Consider the following 20,589-nt stretch of genomic DNA (forward strand, 5'->3'; position numbering starts at 1 on the left):
GTGCCATGACCGACGAGCAGAGCACGGCCGGCCCGGCCGACGGCACCGCCGACGCACCTCCCGAGGACGTTCCGCCGGGTGCGCAGCGTCCGCCGCTGGCCCGCAGCGGGCAGCACCGGGTGGTGGCCGGCGTGTGCGGCGGGCTCGGGCGCCACCTCGACATCGACCCGGTGGTGTTCCGGGTGGTGGTCGCGGTGCTCTGCCTGTCCGGCGGGCTGGGGCTGTTCCTGTACGGGCTGGCCTGGCTGATCGTGCCGCGCGAGCCGGTGGACGGCCGGCCGGGCCGGACCGAGCTGCAGCGGGTGCTGACCGGCCGGGTGGACGGCCAGTCGATCGGCGCGGTGCTGCTGACGGTGATCGGCACCGGGGTCTTCTTCTCGTCGATGGGCGACGGCGGGCAGCTGTTCCCGCTGCTGCTGCTGGGCGGCCTGGTGTTCCTGGCCGTCCGGTACGACCCGGAGCGCCGCCGCCGGGCCCGCGGCGACGCGGCGCCGGCCGGTGCCGACGGCCCGTACGACCGGCTGGAGGAGCCGGTCGAGCAGCTGGACTGGAAGACCTGGCAGCACCGGTTCGGCCAGGACTTCCAGACCGAGTGGCGGGCCCGGAAGGCGGAGATGCACAAGCGGCTGCGGACGGCCCACGAGGAGTTCGCGGCGCAGCACGCCAGGGACCGCGCGGCCGGCCGGGTACCGCAGGACACGCCGCCGCCCGGGCCGAGCGGCTACCTATGGGACCCGCGGCACCCGGAGCGCAATCCGTACGGGTCGCAGACCCCGCCGCCGGGGGTTCCGGCGCAGGCGTGGTGGCAGCGGACGGATCTGCCGCAGGGCGATCCGCTGCGCAAGCCGTCCGGCCTGCCCGAGCCGCCGCAGGCCCCGGAGCCCGTGGTGCCGCCGGTGCCGCCGCGGCCGACCGGGGTGGTGCGGCACGGCGGCGGGGGCCTCGGCGGGATCGGGGTGCTGCTGGCGATCGGCTCGGGGGCACTGGCCTGGTGGCTGACCGACCGGCAGGGGCAGCCGGTGCACATCGCCACGGTGCTGGCTGCGGCGCTGCTGGCGATCGGTCTGGTGATGCTGGTCGGCGCCCGGTGGGGCCGGGCCCGCGGGCTGGCGGTGCCGGCGCTGCTGCTGACCCTGGTGCTCGCCGCGGCGGGCGGGTCGAACGCCGCGCTGCACGCCGGGGTGGGCGACCGGCTGTGGGCGCCCGCGACGGCCTCGTCCCTGCAGGAGCACTACGACCTGGGCGCGGGCGACGCGACCCTCGACCTGACCGGGCTGGACCCGGCGGGCGCCTCGCTGGCCAGCACGGTGCGGGTCGGCGCGGGTGATCTGAAGGTGCTGCTGCGCAAGGACGTGGACGTCGAGCTGACCGTGCACAACCTGGCCGGCGACATCCGGCTGCCGAACGGGGAGCACCTCTCCGGCACCGGCAACAACCACACGTACACGCTGCACCCGCCGGCCGGGACGGCCTCCCGGGGGACGCTCGACCTCACGCTGACGGTCGGGCTCGGAGACATCAAGGTGGTCCAGTCATGAGGAAGCACCGGCTCGACCTGTTCTCGCTGATCTCGGGGGTGCTGTTCACCGTGGTCGCGACCGTCTACCTGGTGGCGTCGCTGAACGACCGCACGGTCAACGGCCGGATCGTCATCCCGGTGGCGCTGATCGGCCTGGGGACGGCGGGCCTGGCCGGGGCGGTCGCCGCGGTGGCCCGCCGCGGCCGGGGCGGCGAGCTGCCGCCCCCGCCGGAGGAGCGCTGACCTGCGCCGCCCCGGGGGCCGGCCCTCAGCTCTGCCGGCCCCCGAGTTCCAGGGTGTCGCCGCTCTTGGTGACGGTGTACTTGGGCAGCGGCTTGGTGGCCGGGCCGTTGATCACCGCGCCGGTCTTCGCGTTGAAGCGGGAGCCGTGGCACGGGCAGTACATCGCGCCGTCACGCGGGGCGTCGACGGTGCAGCCGGAGTGGGTGCAGATCGCGGAGAAGCCGCAGTACTGCCCGCCGGTGGGCTGCACGATGTAGATCGCGTCGCCGGTGGCCGGGTCCTTGACCTGGGCCGATCCGCCGACCGGGACGCTCGCGGCGGCGACGGTGACCTTGTCGCCGTTCGCCGGGGCGGGGTTGGTGGAGCCGGGCGTGGCCGGGGTGCCCTGGGTGTTCGGGGTGCCCCGGGTGCCCGGGTCGGCGACGGCCTTGCGGTCGCGGCCGAAGGTGGCGGTGAGCGAGCCGGCGAGCAGCCCGGCGCCGCCGAGGGCGACCGCGGCGATGCCGCCGTCGAGCAGGGCGCGCCGCCGGACGGCGCCCTCGGGCAGGCCGCGCCGGCGGTCCCGTCCGGCGCGGCGGGCGAGGTAGCCGTCGATCGAGAGGTACGGGGTGCCGGCCAGCACCAGCGGCGTCCAGGCCATCAGGTAGATGAGGTCGTTGCCGAGGTAGTACGGCGAGACGTTCCAGCTGACCGTGAGGAAGAGGGTCAGGTTGATGACGGCGCCGCCGGCCGCGGCGAGCCGGCCCCAGAGCCCGAAGAGCGTGCCGAGGCCGACGGCGAGCTCGCCGAAGGCGATCAGCAGGGCGAAGAAGGTCGGCGCGTGCAGAGCGGGGCCGAGTGCCCAGCCGATCGGGCTGAACTCCTTCGCGGCCTGGGTCTGCGAGACGAAGGACGCCGCGTCACCGGCCCCCGCCAGGTAGTGGGAGTCGGAGAGCTTGTCGAAGGCCGCGTAGACGAAGGTGACGCCGAGGAAGATCCGCAGCGGCAGGGTCGCGTACTGGGTGGCGGTGCGCTTCCACGCCTCGCGCCGGGAGGGGGTGTGTCCGTCGTGCGCCCCGGTCATGCCGTCGCCCTTCCCTCACGGCCTGTCAACTGCTGACAGGTCCGGTCCGATTCTGCCCGTTGCTGTGCGCGTTCTGCGGCAGGTCCGGCAGCGCACACAGCCGCGCCGCCACTCCCTGGTACGGAAGCAGCGGCGCGGATGTTCAATCGGCCGTGCGATCGGCCGGCGGGATCACTCCCACTCGATGGTGCCCGGCGGCTTGCTGGTGATGTCCAGCACCACACGGTTCACGTCGCGGACCTCGTTGGTGATCCGGGTGGAGATCTTCGCCAGCACGTCGTAGGGCAGGCGCGACCAGTCGGCGGTCATCGCGTCCTCGGACGAGACCGGGCGCAGCACGATCGGGTGGCCGTACGTCCGGCCGTCGCCCTGGACGCCGACCGAGCGGACGTCGGCGAGCAGCACGACCGGGCACTGCCAGATCTGCTTGTCCAGCCCGGCGGCGGTGAGCTCCTCGCGGGCGATGGCGTCGGCCTCGCGGAGCAGGTCGAGGCGCTCCTCGGTGACCTCGCCGACGATCCGGATGCCGAGGCCCGGGCCGGGGAAGGGCTGCCGCTGGACGATCTCCTCCGGCAGGCCGAGCTCCTGGCCGACCATCCGGACCTCGTCCTTGAACAGCTTGCGCAGCGGCTCGACCAGCTGGAACTGCAGGTCCTCGGGCAGACCGCCGACGTTGTGGTGCGACTTGATGTTGGCGGTGCCGGTGCCGCCGCCGGACTCGACCACGTCCGGGTACAGGGTGCCCTGGACGAGGAACTCCACCGACTCGCCGTGCTCGCCGGCCTCGGCGACGATCTCGGCCTGCGCCTGCTCGAAGACGCGGATGAACTCCCGGCCGATGATCTTGCGCTTCTGCTCCGGGTCGCTGACGCCGGCCAGCGCGGTCAGGAAGCGCTCCTTGGCGTCGACGACCTTCAGCTGGACGCCGGTGGCGGCCACGAAGTCCTTCTCGACCTGCTCGGTCTCGCCCTTGCGCATCAGGCCGTGGTCGACGTAGACGCAGGTCAGCCGGTCGCCGATGGCCTTGTTGACCAGGGCGGCGGCGACCGCGGAGTCCACACCGCCGGACAGGCCGCAGATGGCGCGCTTGTCGCCGACCTGCTCGCGGATCAGCGCGACCTGCTCGTCGACCACGTTGTGGGTCGTCCAGGTCGGCGCGATGCCGGCGCCGCGGTAGAGGAAGTGCTCCAGGATCTGCTGACCGTGGTCGGAGTGCAGCACCTCCGGGTGGTACTGGACGCCGTACAGCCTGAGGTCGTCGTTCTCGAAGGCGGCGACCGGGACGACGTCGGTGGAGGCGGTGACGGTGAAGCCCTCGGGCGCGGCCGAGCAGGCGTCGCCGTGCGACATCCACACCGAGTGCTGCGCCGGGACGCCCTCGAACAGGGTGGAGCCGGAGCGGCTGACGGTCAGCGGGGTGCGCCCGTACTCGCGGGCGCCGGTGTTGTCGACGGTGCCGCCGAGCGTGATGGCCATCAGCTGGAAGCCGTAGCACATGCCGAAGACCGGCACGCCGGCTTCGAAGAGCGCGCGGTCGAGGCGGGGCGCACCCTCCTCGTAGACCGAGGACGGCCCGCCGGAGAGGATGATCGCCCTCGGGTTCTTGGCGAGCATCTCGGCGACCGGCATGGTGCTCGGCACGATCTCGCTGTAGACCCGGGCCTCACGCACCCGACGGGCGATGAGCTGGGCGTACTGGGCACCGAAGTCGACGACCAGGACGGTGTCGTTCTCGGTTGCGGACTGGTCCGGGGAAGCAGAGGACACGGACGGCCTTCCGGCGGGTGTGGGGAGTGTCTGAAGCCGAGTCTACCGGGGCGGCTCGAACGCTCGGACCGCCCCGGCGGCGCCGGGTGCCGGGCGCGGCCGGCCGCACGGCTTTCACCCGCTTGCCGACCTGCACGACCGTGACCGGGGACGGCGGCGCATCGTTGCACCGCTTGACCGTGCGACCGCGCCGCGCCAACCAGGCCCGGGCGGCCCCGGACGGTCGGCAGGACCACGCGTGGATCCCGATCCGGTCCACTCCCGCGCGTGGCGGGCGCAGGCCCGCCGTGGGACCGTGCGGGGGTGCGGCGACCGGGCAGCAGGGGACAGCGACCCCGGCCGCGACCGGACGGACCGTCGGGGCGGGGAGGCCGGCGCCGGCCTCCCCGCCTCCCGGCAGCACCGCACCTCGTTCGGGCCCCGTCCAGGGCCCGTACCACTCCTCGGCCGCCCCCGTCCCACCCTTCGGCCGCCCCGCGCACTCCCCTGTGCGCCCCTGCTTGCGACTACTACGCTGGGTAGTCGATCCGATCGACCGCGCGGAGCGGGCGCAGGCCGCGCCGACCGGCGCCCGGAGGGATCACCACCGGGAAACGGACTGTGCCGAACTGCGCCGAATCGGTTGCACAGGACGGCATCCGTCCATCACGATGCTGGTTGTGGGGGTTGGCCGACCGCCTCGCGAGGCGGCGCGGACCGGCCGCGCGGAGAGTCCGCGAGCCGGTTGCGACAACGGTTATCACCTCACGCTCCGTGAGGGCCGACCCAGGCCCGTGCACGCGACGGGGCCCGTACACCACCGGGCGACCCGCCGCCTCCGAACCATTCCACCCGACGGCGCACCTCCCCCGGCGCCGTCACCCCAGCACCCGGCGCTGCCCTGACGCCGCGTGCTGAACGACAAAGGGCCCCGTTCCCCCGCGGGGCCCTTTGCCCTGCCCGGACGAGCCCGGGCGGGGCGGCGGACGGTCGGTCCCGGTGAGGATCAGTCCCGGGCCTCGCGGGCGGGCACCACCGGCACGGGCAGCAGCGGCAGCCGCAGGGCGCCGAACGCCCCGGCGGGCACCGCCGGCTGCTTGGGCTCGACCGCGGCCACCCGGCGGTAGCCCTCGCCCTGCGCGGGCCGCGGGTCCGCCTCGTCCTTGTTCGGCCACAGCGACATCGCCCGCTCGGCCTGCGCCGTGATCGTCAGCGACGGGTTGACGCCCAGGTTGGCGGAGACCGCGGCGCCGTCCACCACATGGATGCCGGGGTGCCCGTACAGCCGGTGGTACGGGTCGATGACGCCGTGCTCGGCGTCCTCGCCGATCGGGCAGCCGCCGAGGAAGTGCGCGGTCATCGGCATCCGCATCAGTTCGCCGATGTTGGTGCCGGCGAAGCCGTTGATCTCCTCGGCGAGGATCCGCGCCGCCTCCTCGCCCTCCGGGATGTGCTCCGGGTTGGGCGCGCCGTGGCCCTGCTTGGCGGTGAGCAGGCCGCGGCCGAGGCCCTTGGGCTTGCGGAAGGTGGTCAGCGAGTTGTCCAGCGACTGCATGACCAGGCCGATGATCGTCCGCTCCGACCAGCGGTACTTGGACAGGTTGCGGGCCGACAGCACCGGGTGGCGGACGGTGGTGGCCAGGTAGGACAGCAGGTTGGAGCGGCGGTGCGGGAACTGCAGGATGGTCATCAGGCCCATAGCGTTCGAGCCCTTGCCGTAGCGGACCGGCTCGATGTGGGTGTTCTCGTTCGGGTGGACCGAGGACGTGATCGCCACACCGCGGCTGAAGTCCGCCCTCGGCGCACCCGTCTTGCGCCGGTAGCGGCGGTTGTCGGTGAGCGCGCCGACCAGCGACTCCGAGTTGGTGCGGGTCAGGAAGCCCAGCTTCGCGGAGATCCTCGGCAGCGCGCCGGTGTCCCGCATGGTGTGCAGCAGCGTCTGGGTGCCGTAGGTGCCGGCCGCGACCACCACCTGGCGGGCCCGCAGCACGGTGCGCGGGCCCTTGCGGCGCCGGTCGGTGGGCACCGTGGTCACGGACAGGCCGCCGTCGGCGTCCTCGGTGAGGCCGACCACCGTGGTCAGCGGCCGCACCTCGGCGCCGGCCTGCTCGGCCAGGTAGAGGTAGTTCTCGATCAGCATGTTCTTGGCGCCGTGCCGGCAGCCGGTCATGCACTCGCCGCACTCGGTGCAGGCGCGCCGGGCCGGGCCCGCGCCGCCGAAGTACGGGTCCGCGACCTCGGTGCCGGGCGCGCCCTTCGCGGCGCCGTCCGCGTCCTTGCCGTCGCCGAAGAACACGCCGACCGGCGCCAGGTGGAAGGTGTCGCCGACGCCCATCCGCTCGGCGGTCGCCCGCAGGTGGGTGTCGGCGTCGGTGACGGTGGGGTTGAGCCGGACACCGAGCATCCGCTGCGCCTGGTCGTAGTAGGGCGCGAGCTCGTCCTGCCAGTCGGTGATCCGCCCCCACTGGCGGTCCTCGAAGAAGGCCTTCGGCGGCACGTACAGCGTGTTGGCGTAGTTGAGCGAGCCGCCGCCGACGCCCGCGCCGGCCAGCACCAGCACGTTGCTCAGCAGGTGGATCCGCTGGATGCCGAACAGGCCGAGGGCGGGCGCCCACAGGTAGTTGCGCAGGTCCCAGGAGTTCTTCGGCAGGCTGTCGGCCGACCAGCGGCGGCCCGCCTCCAGGACGGCGACCCGGTAGCCCTTCTCGGTGAGGCGCAGGGCGGCGACCGAGCCGCCGAAGCCCGAGCCGATCACCACCACGTCGTAGTCGAATCCGCCGTTGTCCGCCATGGTGCCGCTGCTCCTTCGAGGGTGGGGGTGGTCCGCGGGGTGCGCGGGCGACCGGTGCGCCCGGCCTACCGGAAGCCGAACGCCTTGAGCGCCTTGAGCCCGGTGGTGAGCAGCGCCGCGAACCGCTCGTCGTCCAGCCCGTGCGAGGGGCCGATCGGCAGCAGCCGCTGGGTGGAGACGGTCTGCGCCTCGGTGAAGCGCAGGATGCCCTCGGCGCCGTGCCGGCGGCCGAGGCCCGAGTCGCCCATGCCGCCCATCGGGGAGGCCACCGAGCCGTAGGCGGCGGCGTAGGCCTCGTTGACGTTGACGGTGCCGGTGTGCAGCCGGGCGGCGACGGCGCGGCCGCGCCGGGCGTCCTTCGTCCACACGCTGGAGTTCAGGCCGTACGGGGTGGAGTTGGCGATCTCGACGGCCTCGTCCTCGGTGTCGAAGCGGTACACGGAGACGACCGGGCCGAAGGTCTCCTCGGTGCAGACCGACATGCCCGGGGTGACGCCGTCGAGCACGGTGGGCTCGTAGAAGAGCGGGCCGAGGTCGGGCCGGGGGCGGCCGCCGGCCAGGACGGTGGCGCCGGCCTTGACGGCCTCCTCGACGTGCCGGGTGACGGTCTCCAACTGCCGCTCGGAGACCAGCGAGCCCATGTCCGCGCCGTAGGCGAGGCCGCCGCCGAGGCGCAGCGCCCGGGTGCGGGCGGTGAAGCGGGCGAGGAACTCGTCGGTGACGGAGCGGTGCACCAGCAGCCGCTCGATGGAGATGCACAGCTGACCGGCGGAGGAGAAGCAGGCGCGGACGGCACCCTCGGCGGCCCGGTCGAGGTCGGCGTCGGCGAGGACGAGCAGCGCGTTCTTGCCGCCGAGCTCCAGGGATGCGCCGACCAGTCGGCCGGCGGCCTGCTGGGCGACCTGGCGGCCGGTGCGGGTGGAGCCGGTGAAGGAGACGTAGTCGGCGTGCTCGACCACGGCCGGGCCGACCACCGGGCCGTCGCCGACCACGATCTGCCAGACGTCGGCGGGCAGGCCTGCCTCGACGAGGAGTTCGCGGGCCCACAGCGCGGTGAGCGCGGTCTGCGTGTCCGGCTTGTTGACCACGGCGTTGCCGGCCGCGAAGGCGGGCAGCGCGTCGCTGACGGAGAGCTCCAGCGGGTAGTTCCAGGGCGAGATCTGGCCGATCACGCCCTTGGGGCGGCGGCCCTCCAGGGTGTGGGTGAGCACCGGCAGGGCGCCGCCGCGGCGGCGGTCGCGCAGGTAGGAGGGCGCCTTGCGGCCGTAGTGGCGGGCGGCGGAGGCGGCGGCCAGCACCTCTTCGAAGGCGTGCAGACGGGTCTTGCCGGTCTCGGCCTGGACGAGGTCGAGCACCTCGTCCTGCCGGGCCAGCAGCAGGTCGTGGAAGCGCAGCAGGACGGCGGCGCGGCGGCGGACGGGCAGCGCGGCCCAGGCCCGCTGGGCGCGGCGGGCGCGCCGGTAGGCCTCCTCGACGTCGGCCGGGGAGGACTGCGGCAGGTCGGCCAGCGGTTCGCCGGTGAGCGGGGCCGCGGTGGTGACCCGCTCGGCGCCCTCGCCGGCGGTGATGCCGCGGGCGAGCCGTTCGACCAGGGCGGGCGTGACGACCGTGGCGGGCGTGCGGGCGCCGCCGGGGGCCGCGGGGTTGCGTCCGGCCTCGTCGGTGGACCGGGCCTGTGCGTCTGCCGTGGTGTCCGTCATGGAGCGCAGCCTAGGCCTTTGCGGGCCGGATGTGTACCCGCCGGTAACACCCTTTTTCCGTGAGCGTCCGAACACGTCCGGTGAGGGTCAGCCCTCCACGGAGAAGTTGTTGAGCACGACCGTGAAGCGGCGCAGCGCCTCCTGCCAGTCCTTGTCCGGGGAGGCCACCAGCACGTCGTAGGAGGTGCCGTCCTCGGTGCGGAACTCGACCTCCTTGAGGTGGCGGCGGCCCGAGCCGTCGAGCGACGTGTAGCTGAACTCCCAGACGGCGCCCTCCTGGCCGTCCACCTTGATCCCGGTGAGGCTCTCGCGGCGGTAGGCCGGGCGGTTCTTGGTGATGCTCTGCTCCATCTGCTCGAAGTGCTCGAGCGGGGTCAGCGGCTGACCGACCGTCACCGCGAACTGCAGGTAGTGCACCTTGTTGTCGGGGCTGTAGTAGATCTCGTTGTTGTCGGTGCTGCGCACCCACGACTTGCCCGAGGTGGCCACCGGCATCGGGAAGCGGAAACCCGCCGGGTCCTGCTTCCAGACGTAGCCGCTGGGCGCGGGCCCGGGGGTGTCGGAGGCCCGGGTGGTCGGAACGGTGATCTGCGGCGCGCCGGTGGCCGCGTCGTCGCGCGGCTCGTCCCTTCCGGAACGGCTCTTCAGGACGTACACGCCGGCCGCGGCGGCCAGGACGACGACCAGGCCGACCAGCAGCAGCGGGAGCAGCCGGCGGCGCCGGCCGGCGGGCCCGGCGGGTGCGACCGGTGGGATGGGCTCGGTCGGGGGCGCGGGCACCGGGGCCTGCGCGGTCGGGGCCTGCGCGGTCGGGGCGGCCTCGGGCACGGGCAGGGTGGGCGCGGTCGTCGAGTGGCCGGCCGGACGGGCGGGCGGCTCGGTGCGGTCGACCACCGGCACCTGCTGGGTCGGCACCCGGTGCGCGGTGGCCGCGGGCCGGGCCTTCATGCCCATGGTGTGCCCGGCGGTGACCTCGCGCAGCATCCGGGCGGCCTCGTCGGCGGCGGGCCGCTCCGCCGGGTCCTTGGCCATCAGCGCGGCCAGCACCGGGCCCAGAGCGCCGGCCCGGCGGGGCTCTGGCAGCGGGTCGCCGACCACGGCGGCGAGGGTGGTCAGCGGGGAGGTGCGGCGGAACGGCGACTCGCCCTCCACCGCGGCGTACAGGGTGGCGCCGAGGCCCCACAGGTCGGAGGCGGGGCCGGGCCGCTCGCCCTGGGCGCGCTCGGGCGCCAGGTAGTCCGGCGAGCCGACCAGGTCGCCGGGGCGGGTCAGTTCGGTGGAGCCCTCGAAGGTGGCGATGCCGAAGTCCAGCAGGACGACCCGGCCGGTGCCCTTCTCCAGCAGCACGTTGGCGGGCTTGACGTCGCGGTGCAGCACGCCGAGCTGGTGGCCGCGGTGCAGGGCGGCCAGCACCTGCAGGCCGACCTCGGCGGCCTCGCGCGGGGCGAGGGTCCCGTCCTGGCTGATCACGTCGGCCAGCGACCGGCCGTCGACCAGCTCCATGACGATCCAGGGGCGGCCGTCGTCCTCCAGCACGTCGTGGATGGTGATGACGCCGGGGTGCTTGATCCTGGCGGCGGCCCTGGCCTCCCGCTTCATGCGGGACTGCAGGATCTCCAGCTCCTCCTCGGGGAGGTGGTTGACGGTCAGTTCCTTGACCGCCACCTCGCGGTCGAGCATCTCGTCGCGGGCCCGCCAGACGGTGCCCATGCCGCCGCGGCCGAGCCGATCGCCGAGTACGTACCGCCCGGCCAGTACCCGGCCGGTGTCCGTGCCCTCCGTCGACCGGTCCTGCACGCCCATGGCGACCGCTCCCCCATGCTCAAGTCCACCGTCACCGTGACGGAGGTATCGGTGCACCGCAGACTCACCGCACGGACATCTTCTCAACCACACACCGGGCCGCCCTGCGGCGGGGCCCGAAAAGCGAATGTCGCGCACCGGGCGCGGTCAGCCGGCCACCAGGACGACCGCGGCGAGCCCCGCGACGAGGGCCAGCAGCACGCCGCCGACCAGCAGCGGGCCGAGCAGCGCCGGCGGCACCCGGGAGGGGCCGCGGGGCACCGGCAGGTGCCGCTCGCCGCGTCGCCCGCGCGGGTGCGCCACGACCGGGCCGGCCGGGCGGGCCACCGGCAGCAGCGGCGACGCCTCGCCGTCGGCGGGGCCGAACGGCTCGGGGGCGGCGGCGAGAAGCTCGCGCAGCCGCCGCTGGACGTCCGCGGCGGTGGGCCGGGCGGCCGGGCCGAGGTCGAGCAGTTCCTCGACGAGGCCGCGCAGCGGACCGCAGCCGTCGGCCGGGTAGCGGCGCCCGTCGCGGACGGCGGCGAGCAGCGTCGGCAGGTCGTCCTCGGGGTAGGGGCCGTGGCCGGTCAGCTGCCGGTAGAGCAGCACGCCGAGCGCCCAGCAGTCCCCGGGTGCGCCGGCGTCGGCGGGCCAGCGCTCGGCCCGCGCGCCGAGCAGGTCGGCCCGGGCCTCGTAGCGGCGGCGCGGCACCGGGCCGCCGAGCCGGGCACAGAGCTCCTCCTGGGCGGCGCCGAGGAGGAGTCCGCCGAGCATGGCGGCGCCGTCCTCGCAGACCAGCACGGCGTCGGCCGTGACGTTGCCGTGCACCAGGTCGGCCTCGTGCAGGGCGCGCAGCGCGCCGGCGAGGTCGGCGGCGAGTTCGGCCACCCGGTAGGCCGGCACCGGGCCGGTGTCGGCGAGTTCGTCGAGGGAGGCCCCGGCGAGGCGTTCGGCGGCCACCCACAGCTGGTCGTCCTCGGCGGCGGCGCCGCTCTCCACGAGCAGCCGCGGGTGGCGCGGCGCGCGGTCGGCCAGCCTGCCGAGGAGTTCGGCGAGCTCCGTGCCCCAGCGCCGGTCGGGCTCCTCGTACAGCTCGCCGGGGACGAGCAGTTCGGGCAGGTCGAGGGCGTGCAGCAGCACCGGCGCGCCCGTGTGCACGTCCTGTGCGGGCAGGCCGGCACCCGTCGGACGGTCCGTCACCCGGTACCGTCCGGCCACCACCTGACCGGGGGCCGCGCTCATGTCCGACTTCCTCTCGACCCGGCCAGCGTACGTCGCCGCCGGGCTGGGCTCGCGGCACGGAGCGGACGGATCTCATCGACGTGGCCTTCGACGTACTCGGCAGCGGCAACGGCCAGGACGCCAGAACCGCGGCCGTGCGCACCGTGGAGGCCGTCGCGGTGCCCGGCGAGGAGCCCGTCGCCGCGACCGCCGGACGGCACCCGGACCACTTCCGCAAGGGCGCCCTGGTGCTGACCGGCCATCGGCTGCTCTTCCTCAAGGACGGCAAGCCCCCGGTGCCGGTTGCGCTGAGCGCGGTGACGGACGTGACGGTCACCCGCAGCCGGATCAACGGCGAGATCCTGAAGGTCGTCGCGCTGACCGGCGCGCGCCGCTTCGAGGACGTGGTGAAGGCCGAGCCGTTCGCCGAGCGGGTGCGCGCCGCGGCCGCGGAGGCCCGCCGCCGGGAGGCGGGGGCTTCGGTGCCCGCCGCGGCGGCGCCCCCGGCGGACCTGCTCGACCGGTTGGAGCGGCTGGCCGCGCGGCGCGGGCGCCCTCACCGACGAGGAGTTCACCCGGGCCGAGCAGCGCCTGATCGGCTGACCGGCCCGGGCGCGGCGGGTCAGGGCGCGGGCTGGAAGGTGGCGAAGCCGATGGTGCGGGCCGCCGAGTTGGCCGCCGAGTTCCAGTCCGCGTCCTCGCTCGTCCAGAAGAGGGCGTAGCCGTACTTGCCGCCGCCGGTGACGAAGCCGCGGTTGAGCGAGTGGTAGGTGGTGCCGCCGCCGTAGGTCCACTCCCAGTCGGCGGCGTTGGTCCAGTCCCGGTACGTGATGGCCTTCAGCTGGACGCGCTGGTAGTTGCGGTAGCCCTGCCTGCGCTCGCCCTCCTGCCAGTCGCCCAGGGCACTGTCGCCGGCGCCGACCGTCCAGTCGACCATCAGCTTGAGTCCGTTGCCCTGGAACAGACGGCTGGTCGCGTCGTAGTCCTTGCCCATGTCGGCCATCCAGTCGGGCAGCACGATCGAGAAGCCGGAGGCGTCGTGGACGGTCCGGTAGCCGGCCGGGACGGGGCCGTCCTTGCCGCCGGGCGCCGGTGTGCCGGGGGGCGGGTTGCCCGCCGCGGGGGTGTTGGAGGGCTGGGCGCTCGGGGCGGCGGACGGCGCACCGGAGGCCGCCGACGCGGCGGCGGACGCGCCCGTGCCGGCGGCCGGCGAGCCGCTGCCACCGGGGGTGGGCGCTGCCGCTGAGTCGGCGGACTTCCCGGCCTGCTTGCCTGCGTGCTTGTCGGTCGCACCGCCGTGGTCGCGCAGCAGCGCGATCGCGCCGACCAGAACGAGCACCAGCAGCAGTGCTCCGCCGGCCAGCAGTGCGGCGCGCGGGTTGCGCCGCTCCCGCGGCACGACCGGGATGGCCTCGGTGGGCGGCGCCGGCGGGGCGGCCGCGGCCGTCGCCGCCGCGGGTATCGGCCCGGCCGAGCGGCTGCCGACCCGGACGGTGCCGACCCCGCCGCGGCGCGGTGCGGCGACGGGCGGCGCGGCGGGCTCCGGGGCCGCGGGCCGAACGGGCGCGGCGGACTGCGCGGACTGCGCGGACTGCTTGAGCGTGGCCGACGCGGCGGCGCCGGCTGCTGCGGCGGCCGCGGGCACGGCCGTGGTGCGCTCGGTGCCGGCCAGCGGGACGGCCTGCTGGGTGGTCGCCTCGGCGCGGGTCGTGGCCTCCGCGACGATCCGGCGCAGCATGGCGCGGGTGGCCGAGGCGTCCAGGCGGCGGTCCGGGTCCTTCTCCAGCAGCCCCTCGATGACGGGCCGCAGCGGGCCGGCGTTCATCGGCGGGGCGAGGTCCTCGGTCATCACCGCGGTGAGCGTGGCGAGCGCCGAGCCGCGGTCGTACGGGGGGTGGCCCTCGACCATGGCGTAGAGGGTGCCGCCGAGCGACCACATGTCGGCGGGCGGGCCGGGCTTCTTGCCCTTGGCCCGCTCAGGCGAGATGTACGAGGGGGCGCCGACGAGCATGCCGGTGGAGGTGACGGAGGTGTCGCCCTCGACGCTCGCGATGCCGAAGTCGGTGAGCACCGTCCGGCCGTCGTCGCCGATCAGGACGTTGGACGGCTTGACGTCGCGGTGCAGGATGCCGTGCTCGTGGGCGGCGCAGAGCACACCCAGCACGTCGAGGGCGATGGCGGCGGCGCGGGCGGGATCCAGCGGGCCGTCGTCCTTGATGACGTCGGCGAGCGAGCGGGACTCGACCAGCTCCATGACGATCCAGGGCCGCTCGTCCTCCTCGACCACGTCGAAGACGGTGACGGCGGCGGTGTGCCGGATCCGCGCGGTGGCCTTGGCCTCGCGCAGCGTCCGGACGATCAGGCGGTGCTTCTCGTCCTCGTCGACGGCGTCGGTCATCCGCAGTTCCTTGACCGCGACGATCCGGCCGAGCATCTCGTCCTCGGCCCGCCAGACCGTGCCCATTCCGCCACGGCCGAGGACCTCGTTCAAGCGGTACCGGCCGGCGAGCAGACGGCCGGTGGACTCCTGCGGCTGCGTCATCGGTGCGCTCCCCCATGTGTTGCTGGCCGTGTGGTCATGACGGCGCGTCGGGCCGCAGCGGGCGTCGGCACCCGGGGCTCAGAACGCCAAGTGCCCATCATCCCCTGTCGCTTCGGCCCGGGACCAATCGACCCCACGGCCTTCGGACGGTCGGCGGCCGGCCGCTGTCCCGTTCGTGGCCGAAAAAGCACTGGCACAAGCGGATCGATCGTCCCACCAGCTCGCACACGTTCACGAATTCTCCCACTCCGGCGCACGATCACTCCACGCGGGGGCCCTTGCCGACGCCACGTCGGGCGGGCATGCCGAAGCCCCCGGCCGCATGGCCGGGGGCTTCGCAGCAGCAGCGGCGCGGCGGATCAGCCGTGGTGCAGCGCCGGGTTGACGGTGACCTCGACCCGCTGGAACTCCTTGAGCTCCGAGTAACCGGTGGTGGCCATCGCCCGGCGCAGCGCGCCGAACAGGTTCATGGTGCCGTCCGGGGTGTGGGACGGGCCGGTGAGGATCTCGGCGATGGTGCCCACCGTGCCCAGGTCGACCTTCTTGCCGCGCGGGACGTCGTCGTGCACGGCCTCCATGCCCCAGTGGTGGCCCTTGCCGGGCGCGTCGGTGGCCCGGGCCAGCGCGGCGCCGATCATCACCGCGTCCGCGCCGCAGGCGACGGCCTTGGCGATGTCGCCGCTGTAGCCGACGCCGCCGTCCGCGATGACGTGCACGTAGCGGCCGCCGGACTCGTCCATGTAGTCGCGGCGGGCGGCGGCCACGTCGGCGACCGCGGTGGCCATCGGCACCTGGATGCCCAGCACGTTGCGGGTGGTGTGGGCGGCGCCGCCGCCGAAGCCGACCAGCACGCCGGCCGCGCCGGTGCGCATCAGGTGCAGCGCCGCGGTGTAGGTGGCGCAGCCGCCGACGATGACCGGCACGTCGAGCTCGTAGATGAACTGCTTGAGGTTGAGCGGCTCGGCGGCCGAGGAGACGTGCTCGGCGGAGACCGTGGTGCCGCGGATCACGAAGACGTCCACGCCGGCGTCGACGACGGCCTTGGAGAACTCGGCGGTGCGCTGCGGGGAGAGCGCGGCGGCGGTGACGACGCCGGAGTCGCGGACCTCCTTGATCCGCTGCCCGATCAGCTCGGCCTTGATCGGCTCGGCGTAGATCTCCTGCAGGCGGCGGGTCGCGTCGGCCTCGTCGGAGATGCCGGCGATCTCGTCCAGCAGCGGCTGCGGGTCCTCGTAGCGGGTCCACAGGCCTTCGAGGTTCAGCACGCCGAGGCCGCCGAGCTTGCCGATGGCGATGGCCTGCTGCGGGGAGACCACGCTGTCCATCGGGGCCGCCAGGAAGGGCAGCTCGAAGCGGTAGGCGTCGATCTGCCAGGCGATCGAGACCTCCTTCGGGTCCCGCGTACGGCGGCTGGGGACGACGGCGATGTCGTCGAAGGCGTACGCCCGGCGGCCGCGCTTGCCTCGCCCGATCTCGATCTCAGTCACTTCGAGCCCTTCTGCTGCTGCTGTGCATCTGCCGACCGGGTCACCCCGGCCGCCCCCCAGTATCCCGCACCGGCCCGAACCCCTGCCGCACCGTCCGCGACACGGGCAAGCACGAGGGGCGCGGGGGGAGGTTCCCCACGCGCCCCTGCGGGTGCGACCGTTACCGGCCGCTGTAGTTGGGCGCCTCGACGGTCATCTGGATGTCGTGCGGGTGGCTCTCCTTGAGGCCGGCCGCGGTGATCCGGACGAACCGGCCCTTGCTCTCCATCTCGGCGATGGTGGCCGCGCCGACGTAGCCCATGGTCTGCCGCAGGCCGCCGACCAGCTGGTGCAGCACCGCCGACAGCGGGCCGCGGTACGGCACCTGACCCTCGATGCCCTCGGGCACGAGCTTGTCGTCCGAGGAAACCTCGGCCTGGAAGTAGCGGTCCTTGGAGTACGAGCGGCCCTGGCCGCGGGACTGCATGGCGCCGAGCGAGCCCATGCCGCGGTAGGACTTGTACTGCTTGCCGTTGATGAACTGGAGCTCGCCGGGCGACTCCTCGCAGCCGGCCAGCAGCGAGCCGAGCATCACGGTGTCGGCACCGGCGGCGAGCGCCTTGCCGATGTCGCCGGAGTACTGCAGGCCGCCGTCGCCGATGACCGGCACGCCGGCCGCGCGGCAGGCGAGGGCGGCCTCGTAGATGGCGGTGATCTGCGGCACGCCGATGCCGGCGACGACGCGGGTGGTGCAGATGGAGCCGGGGCCGACACCGACCTTGACGCCGTCGACACCGGCGTCGATCAGCGCCTGGGCGCCGTCGCGGGTGGCGACGTTGCCGCCGATGACGTCGACCTTGACCGCCGACTTGATCTTGGCGATCCAGGCGAGCGCGTTGTGGCTGTGGCCGTGCGAGGTGTCGACGACCAGGAAGTCGACACCGGCGCCGACCAGGGCCTGGGCGCGGTCGAAGGCCTCGGCGGAGGCACCGACGGCGGCGCCGACGAGCAGCCGGCCCTCGGCGTCCTTCGCGGCGTTCGGGTACTGCTCGGCCTTGACGAAGTCCTTGACCGTGATGAGGCCCTTGATCCGGCCGTCCCCGTCGACCAGCGGCAGCTTCTCGATCTTGTGGCGGCGGAGGAGCGCCATGGCGTCCTCGCCGGAAATGCCGACCTTGCCGGTGATCAGCGGCATCGGCGTCATGATCTCGCGGACCTGGCGGCTGCGGTCCGTCTCGAAGGCCATGTCGCGGTTGGTGACGATGCCCAGCAGCCGGCCCTCGGGGTCGGCGACGGGCACGCCGCTGATCCGGAACCGGGCACAGAGCGCGTCGGCCTCGGCGAGGGTGGCCTCCGGGCCGACGGTGATCGGGTCGGCGACCATGCCGGACTCGGAGCGCTTCACCAGGTCGACCTGGCTGACCTGGTCCTCGATCGACAGGTTGCGGTGGAGCACGCCGACACCGCCCTGGCGGGCCATGGCGATGGCCATCCGGGACTCGGTGACCTTGTCCATCGCCGCCGAGAGCAGCGGGATGTTCACCCGGACGTTGCGGGAGACCCGCGAGGCGGTGTCGACCTGGTTCGGCAGCACCTCGGAGGCCCCGGGCAGCAGCAGGACGTCGTCGTACGTGAGCCCGAGCATCGCGAACTTCTCGGGTACGCCTGCGGCGTTATAAGACATCGTGTGGGGACCTTCCGTGGCGGCCGTTGATCTGATCGCTCCGGTTGAGGGTGTCCGGAGCGTTGGTCTCAGGAGGGCGGGGCGTCGGTCTGCGGTCGGACCGCCGCCACACCCGCGCACACCGGCACGGGCGGACCGCCAAGACGCCGCATGCTTGGAGGTTCCTCCAAGAAACCCCGATCGCACCCACGAAACTTTGGCGACCTGCCCAGGCGCCGATACCTCATGGTACTGGTGTCCGGAGTGTCGGTTGGCGCTCTCCTTGACAACGCAGGAGTCAGGAGGACTCTTCCGCGAGGGCGCGAAGTCTGCTGAGCGCGCGGTGCTGGGCGACCCGGACGGCACCGGGGGACATCCCGAGCACCTCGCCGGTCTCCTCGGCGGAGAGCCCGGCGGCGACCCGCAGCAGCACGAGTTCGCGCTGGCGGGCCGGCAGGTTGGAGAGCAGCTCCTTGATCCACGCCGCGTCGCTGCTGAGCAGGGCGCGCTCCTCCGGGCCGAGCGACTCGTCCGCGGTCTCCGGCAGGTCGTCGGGAGGGATCACGGTGGACCCGGGGCCGCGCATCGCGGCCCGCTGCAGGTCGGCGATCTTGTGGGCGGCGATGCCGTAGACGAAGGCCTCGAAGGGGCGGCCCTCGTCGCGGTAGCGCGGCAACGCGCAGAGCACCGCGACGCAGACCTCCTGCACGACGTCGTCGACGTGGTGCCGGGCGCCGCCGGGCAGCCGGACGAGCCGGGCCCGGCAGTAGCGCAGCGCCAGCGGGTGCACATAGGCGAGGAGGGCATCGACGGCCGGGCCCTCGCCGGCGACGGCGGCCGACACGACCTCGTTCAACTGCGGCGAGGAGCCGCCGCCGAGCACGGGCCGGCGCGGTCCGCCGGACTCCGCGTACGGCGCGTCACCCGGACCGCCGGACTGTGCCGGATCGGGCCGGGCCTCGCCGGGGGCGGCGGCGGCCTCGTCGTCACGCATCGGTCCATGGTGCCTGGTCGGTCCGACGAACGCGGCACCGCGTCCGGAGTTGTGCATCGGAACGTTATGCGTGATCGCCGTACCCACCGCACCGCCTCCCGCCCCTGTGCCCGTCGTTCCTGCTGCGGTTGCACTCGTCTCCGCAGTACCCGTCCGCTGGTTCCCGAGGTGCTCCACTCCTCCATGGTGCAGCCTCGGGACCACGACGTCACACGTCCGAGCTCGGGAAGCCGCGGCGCGGCGCCTCCGTCAGCGGACCAGGCCCCAGCGGAAGCCGAGCGCCACGGCGTGCGCGCGGTCCGACGCGCCGAGCTTCTTGAACAGGCGCCGGGCGTGCGTCTTCACGGTGTCCTCCGAGAGGAACAGCTCCCGGCCGATCTCCGCGTTGCTGCGGCCGTGGCTCATGCCCTCCAGCACCTGGATCTCACGGGCCGTCAGCGTCGGCGCCGCCCCCATGTCGGGGCTGCGCAGCCGGCGCGGCGCGAGCCGCCAGGTCGGGTCCGCGAGCGCCTGGGTGACGGTGGCCCGCAGTTCGGCGCGCGAGGCGTCCTTGTGCAGGTAGCCGCGGGCGCCGGCGGCGACCGCGAGCGCCACGCCGTCCAGGTCCTCGGCGACGGTGAGCATGATGATGCGCGCGCCCGGGTCGGCGGACAGCAGCCGCCGGACCGTCTCCACCCCGCCGAGGCCGGGCATCCGGACGTCCATCAGAACGAGATCGGAGCGGTCGGCCACCCAGCGGCGGAGGACCTCCTCACCGTTCGTCGCAGTGGTCACCCGGTCGACGCCGGGCACGGTCGCGACCGCTCGGCGAAGCGCCTCCCGGGCGAGCGGGGAATCGTCGCAGACGAGTACGGATGTCATGACCGTCCTCCGCAGCTGATCCGCGTCACGTTGAGCCTCCTGGCTGGTACGAAACCTCTCCGACACGGCCGATTGGCGACGGACCCCGTTCTGATCGCCGATGCCAACGCGATCGTTCCCGACGTCCGGCGCTTGCTAACCGCCTCCGTACATCCAACGACCGTCACTCGAATGAGTTACGGCCTTCGGGGCCATCGCCACCACTGTACGTGGCCGACCCATCACGGATCATCCACCTCGCGGTGCACACGCCGCAGATTCGCGCAGCGGACGCGTGCTCCGCGCGGTGCGCACGCCCGGCGTCCCGGGCTCGCACCCGGGGCGACCCGGCGCACTGCCACCCGATTGCCACGCGGAGCCTGACCACCACCATGCCCTGTTTGTCCGTTTTTATAGCTTCTATACGGTCATTGACTGTTGTGTCGGTGTGTGGGTGACTTGTCCTGTTGAGTGCCGTAAGTCATATTTCCAGGTGTCCGTACCGGCCCCGAGCAGCCTCGCCGCAGCGGGCGGGCCCCGAGACCTTTTTGCAACCCGCGTCGATCCGAGCCCGAGTCCTGAGTCCTTGAAGGGAATGAGCCATGGCAGATTTCTCCCGCCTCCCCGGCCCCAACGCAGACCTCTGGGACTGGCAGCTCTCCGCCGCCTGCCGCGGCGTCGACAGTTCTCTCTTCTTCCACCCCGAGGGCGAGCGCGGGGCCGCGCGCAGCTCACGCGAGGCCAGTGCCAAGGAGGTGTGCATGCGCTGCCCGGTGCGGGCCGAGTGCGCGGCGCACGCGCTGGCCGTCCGGGAGCCGTACGGCGTGTGGGGCGGTCTGACCGAGGACGAGCGCGAGGAGTTGCTGGGCCGCTCGCGGAACAGGCAGCTGGCCGAGGTGCCCCTGGCGATGCCGGCGAACGTCCGGCGGTGAGCCGCGCCAGGGCTCGGCGCAGCGGGATCCGGCCGAACAGGCCATGAAGAAACGTTTCAGCGGCGACCGACACGGGCGGCCGCCGGC

Annotated in this window: 15 protein-coding genes; 4 read left to right on the plus strand and 11 right to left on the minus strand. The window is 73.9% G+C overall.

Translation table 11 applies throughout. From position 1 onward, the window contains the following. The first annotated feature begins 5 nt into the window (after positions 1–5). Both AB0P35_RS18550 and AB0P35_RS18555 read left to right on the plus strand, forming a co-directional pair. Positions 6–1,538, plus strand: coding sequence for a PspC domain-containing protein (locus AB0P35_RS18550; protein ID WP_363511848.1), 1,533 nt, complete (start codon positions 6–8; stop codon positions 1,536–1,538). Next, positions 1,535–1,762 (plus strand): hypothetical protein, encoded by a 228-nt coding sequence (locus tag AB0P35_RS18555; RefSeq protein WP_363511850.1) that lies wholly within the window; start codon positions 1,535–1,537, stop codon positions 1,760–1,762. The genes AB0P35_RS18550 and AB0P35_RS18555 overlap by 4 nt, the downstream gene beginning before the upstream one ends. Positions 1,763–1,787: 25 nt before the next feature. Here the strand turns inward: AB0P35_RS18555 and AB0P35_RS18560 are convergent, their stop codons facing one another. From AB0P35_RS18560 to AB0P35_RS18585, 6 genes are all read right to left on the minus strand, one after another. Further along, positions 1,788–2,825: a Rieske 2Fe-2S domain-containing protein gene (locus AB0P35_RS18560; protein WP_363511852.1), complete on the minus strand. Its 1,038-nt coding sequence runs from the start codon at positions 2,823–2,825 to the stop codon at positions 1,788–1,790. A 171-nt stretch (positions 2,826–2,996) separates the two neighbouring features. Beyond that, positions 2,997–4,592 (minus strand): glutamine-hydrolyzing GMP synthase, encoded by a 1,596-nt coding sequence (gene guaA / locus AB0P35_RS18565; protein WP_095874494.1) that lies wholly within the window; start codon positions 4,590–4,592, stop codon positions 2,997–2,999. Between the two features lie 985 nt (positions 4,593–5,577). Then, entirely contained in the window at positions 5,578–7,362 is a 1,785-nt protein-coding gene (locus tag AB0P35_RS18570) for a GMC family oxidoreductase (protein ID WP_363511854.1), read from the minus strand. A gap of 65 nt (positions 7,363–7,427) precedes the next feature. Continuing rightward, positions 7,428–9,062 carry a succinic semialdehyde dehydrogenase gene (locus tag AB0P35_RS18575; RefSeq protein WP_363511856.1) on the minus strand — a complete coding sequence of 545 codons (1,635 nt, stop codon included), beginning with the start codon at positions 9,060–9,062 and terminating at the stop codon, positions 7,428–7,430. An 87-nt stretch (positions 9,063–9,149) separates the two neighbouring features. Next, a complete protein-coding gene (locus tag AB0P35_RS18580; RefSeq protein WP_363511858.1) occupies positions 9,150–10,865 on the minus strand; it encodes a serine/threonine-protein kinase in 1,716 nt (571 codons plus the stop codon). Positions 10,866–11,012: 147 nt separating this feature from the next. Further along, on the minus strand, positions 11,013–12,086 hold the full coding sequence (locus AB0P35_RS18585) for a protein kinase (RefSeq protein WP_095874490.1): 1,074 nt from the start codon (positions 12,084–12,086) through the stop codon (positions 11,013–11,015). An 80-nt stretch (positions 12,087–12,166) separates the two neighbouring features. On the opposite strand from AB0P35_RS18585, the gene AB0P35_RS18590 reads away from it, so the two are divergent. Beyond that, complete coding sequence (locus AB0P35_RS18590; RefSeq protein ID WP_363511860.1) at positions 12,167–12,787, plus strand: hypothetical protein; 621 nt, start codon at positions 12,167–12,169, stop codon at positions 12,785–12,787. Here the strand turns inward: AB0P35_RS18590 and AB0P35_RS18595 are convergent. The 5 genes from AB0P35_RS18595 to AB0P35_RS18615 form a co-directional block, all read right to left on the minus strand. Beyond that, complete coding sequence (locus AB0P35_RS18595) at positions 12,688–14,607, minus strand: serine/threonine-protein kinase (RefSeq protein WP_363511862.1); 1,920 nt, start codon at positions 14,605–14,607, stop codon at positions 12,688–12,690. The two genes, AB0P35_RS18590 and AB0P35_RS18595, sit on opposite strands and share 100 nt — an antisense overlap. 359 nt (positions 14,608–14,966) lie before the next feature. Beyond that, positions 14,967–16,094 carry a GuaB3 family IMP dehydrogenase-related protein gene (locus tag AB0P35_RS18600; RefSeq protein WP_095874488.1) on the minus strand — a complete coding sequence of 376 codons (1,128 nt, stop codon included), beginning with the start codon at positions 16,092–16,094 and terminating at the stop codon, positions 14,967–14,969. A 160-nt stretch (positions 16,095–16,254) separates the two neighbouring features. Beyond that, positions 16,255–17,757 (minus strand): IMP dehydrogenase, encoded by a 1,503-nt coding sequence (gene guaB, locus AB0P35_RS18605; protein WP_095874487.1) that lies wholly within the window; start codon positions 17,755–17,757, stop codon positions 16,255–16,257. A 277-nt stretch (positions 17,758–18,034) separates the two neighbouring features. Beyond that, the gene (gene shbA, locus AB0P35_RS18610) at positions 18,035–18,730 is read right to left on the minus strand and encodes an RNA polymerase sigma factor ShbA (RefSeq protein WP_218835743.1); all 696 of its coding nucleotides are present in this window, start codon (positions 18,728–18,730) and stop codon (positions 18,035–18,037) included. Positions 18,731–18,979: 249 nt separating this feature from the next. After that, positions 18,980–19,591 carry a response regulator transcription factor gene (locus AB0P35_RS18615; RefSeq protein WP_014136228.1) on the minus strand — a complete coding sequence of 204 codons (612 nt, stop codon included), beginning with the start codon at positions 19,589–19,591 and terminating at the stop codon, positions 18,980–18,982. A 581-nt stretch (positions 19,592–20,172) separates the two neighbouring features. Between AB0P35_RS18615 and AB0P35_RS18620 the strand changes: the two genes are divergently transcribed. Next, a complete protein-coding gene (locus AB0P35_RS18620) occupies positions 20,173–20,502 on the plus strand; it encodes a WhiB family transcriptional regulator (RefSeq protein WP_095874485.1) in 330 nt (109 codons plus the stop codon). Positions 20,503–20,589 lie beyond the last annotated feature (87 nt).

Source organism: Kitasatospora sp. NPDC085879 (assembly GCF_040686255.1).
Classification (GTDB): domain Bacteria; phylum Actinomycetota; class Actinomycetes; order Streptomycetales; family Streptomycetaceae; genus Kitasatospora.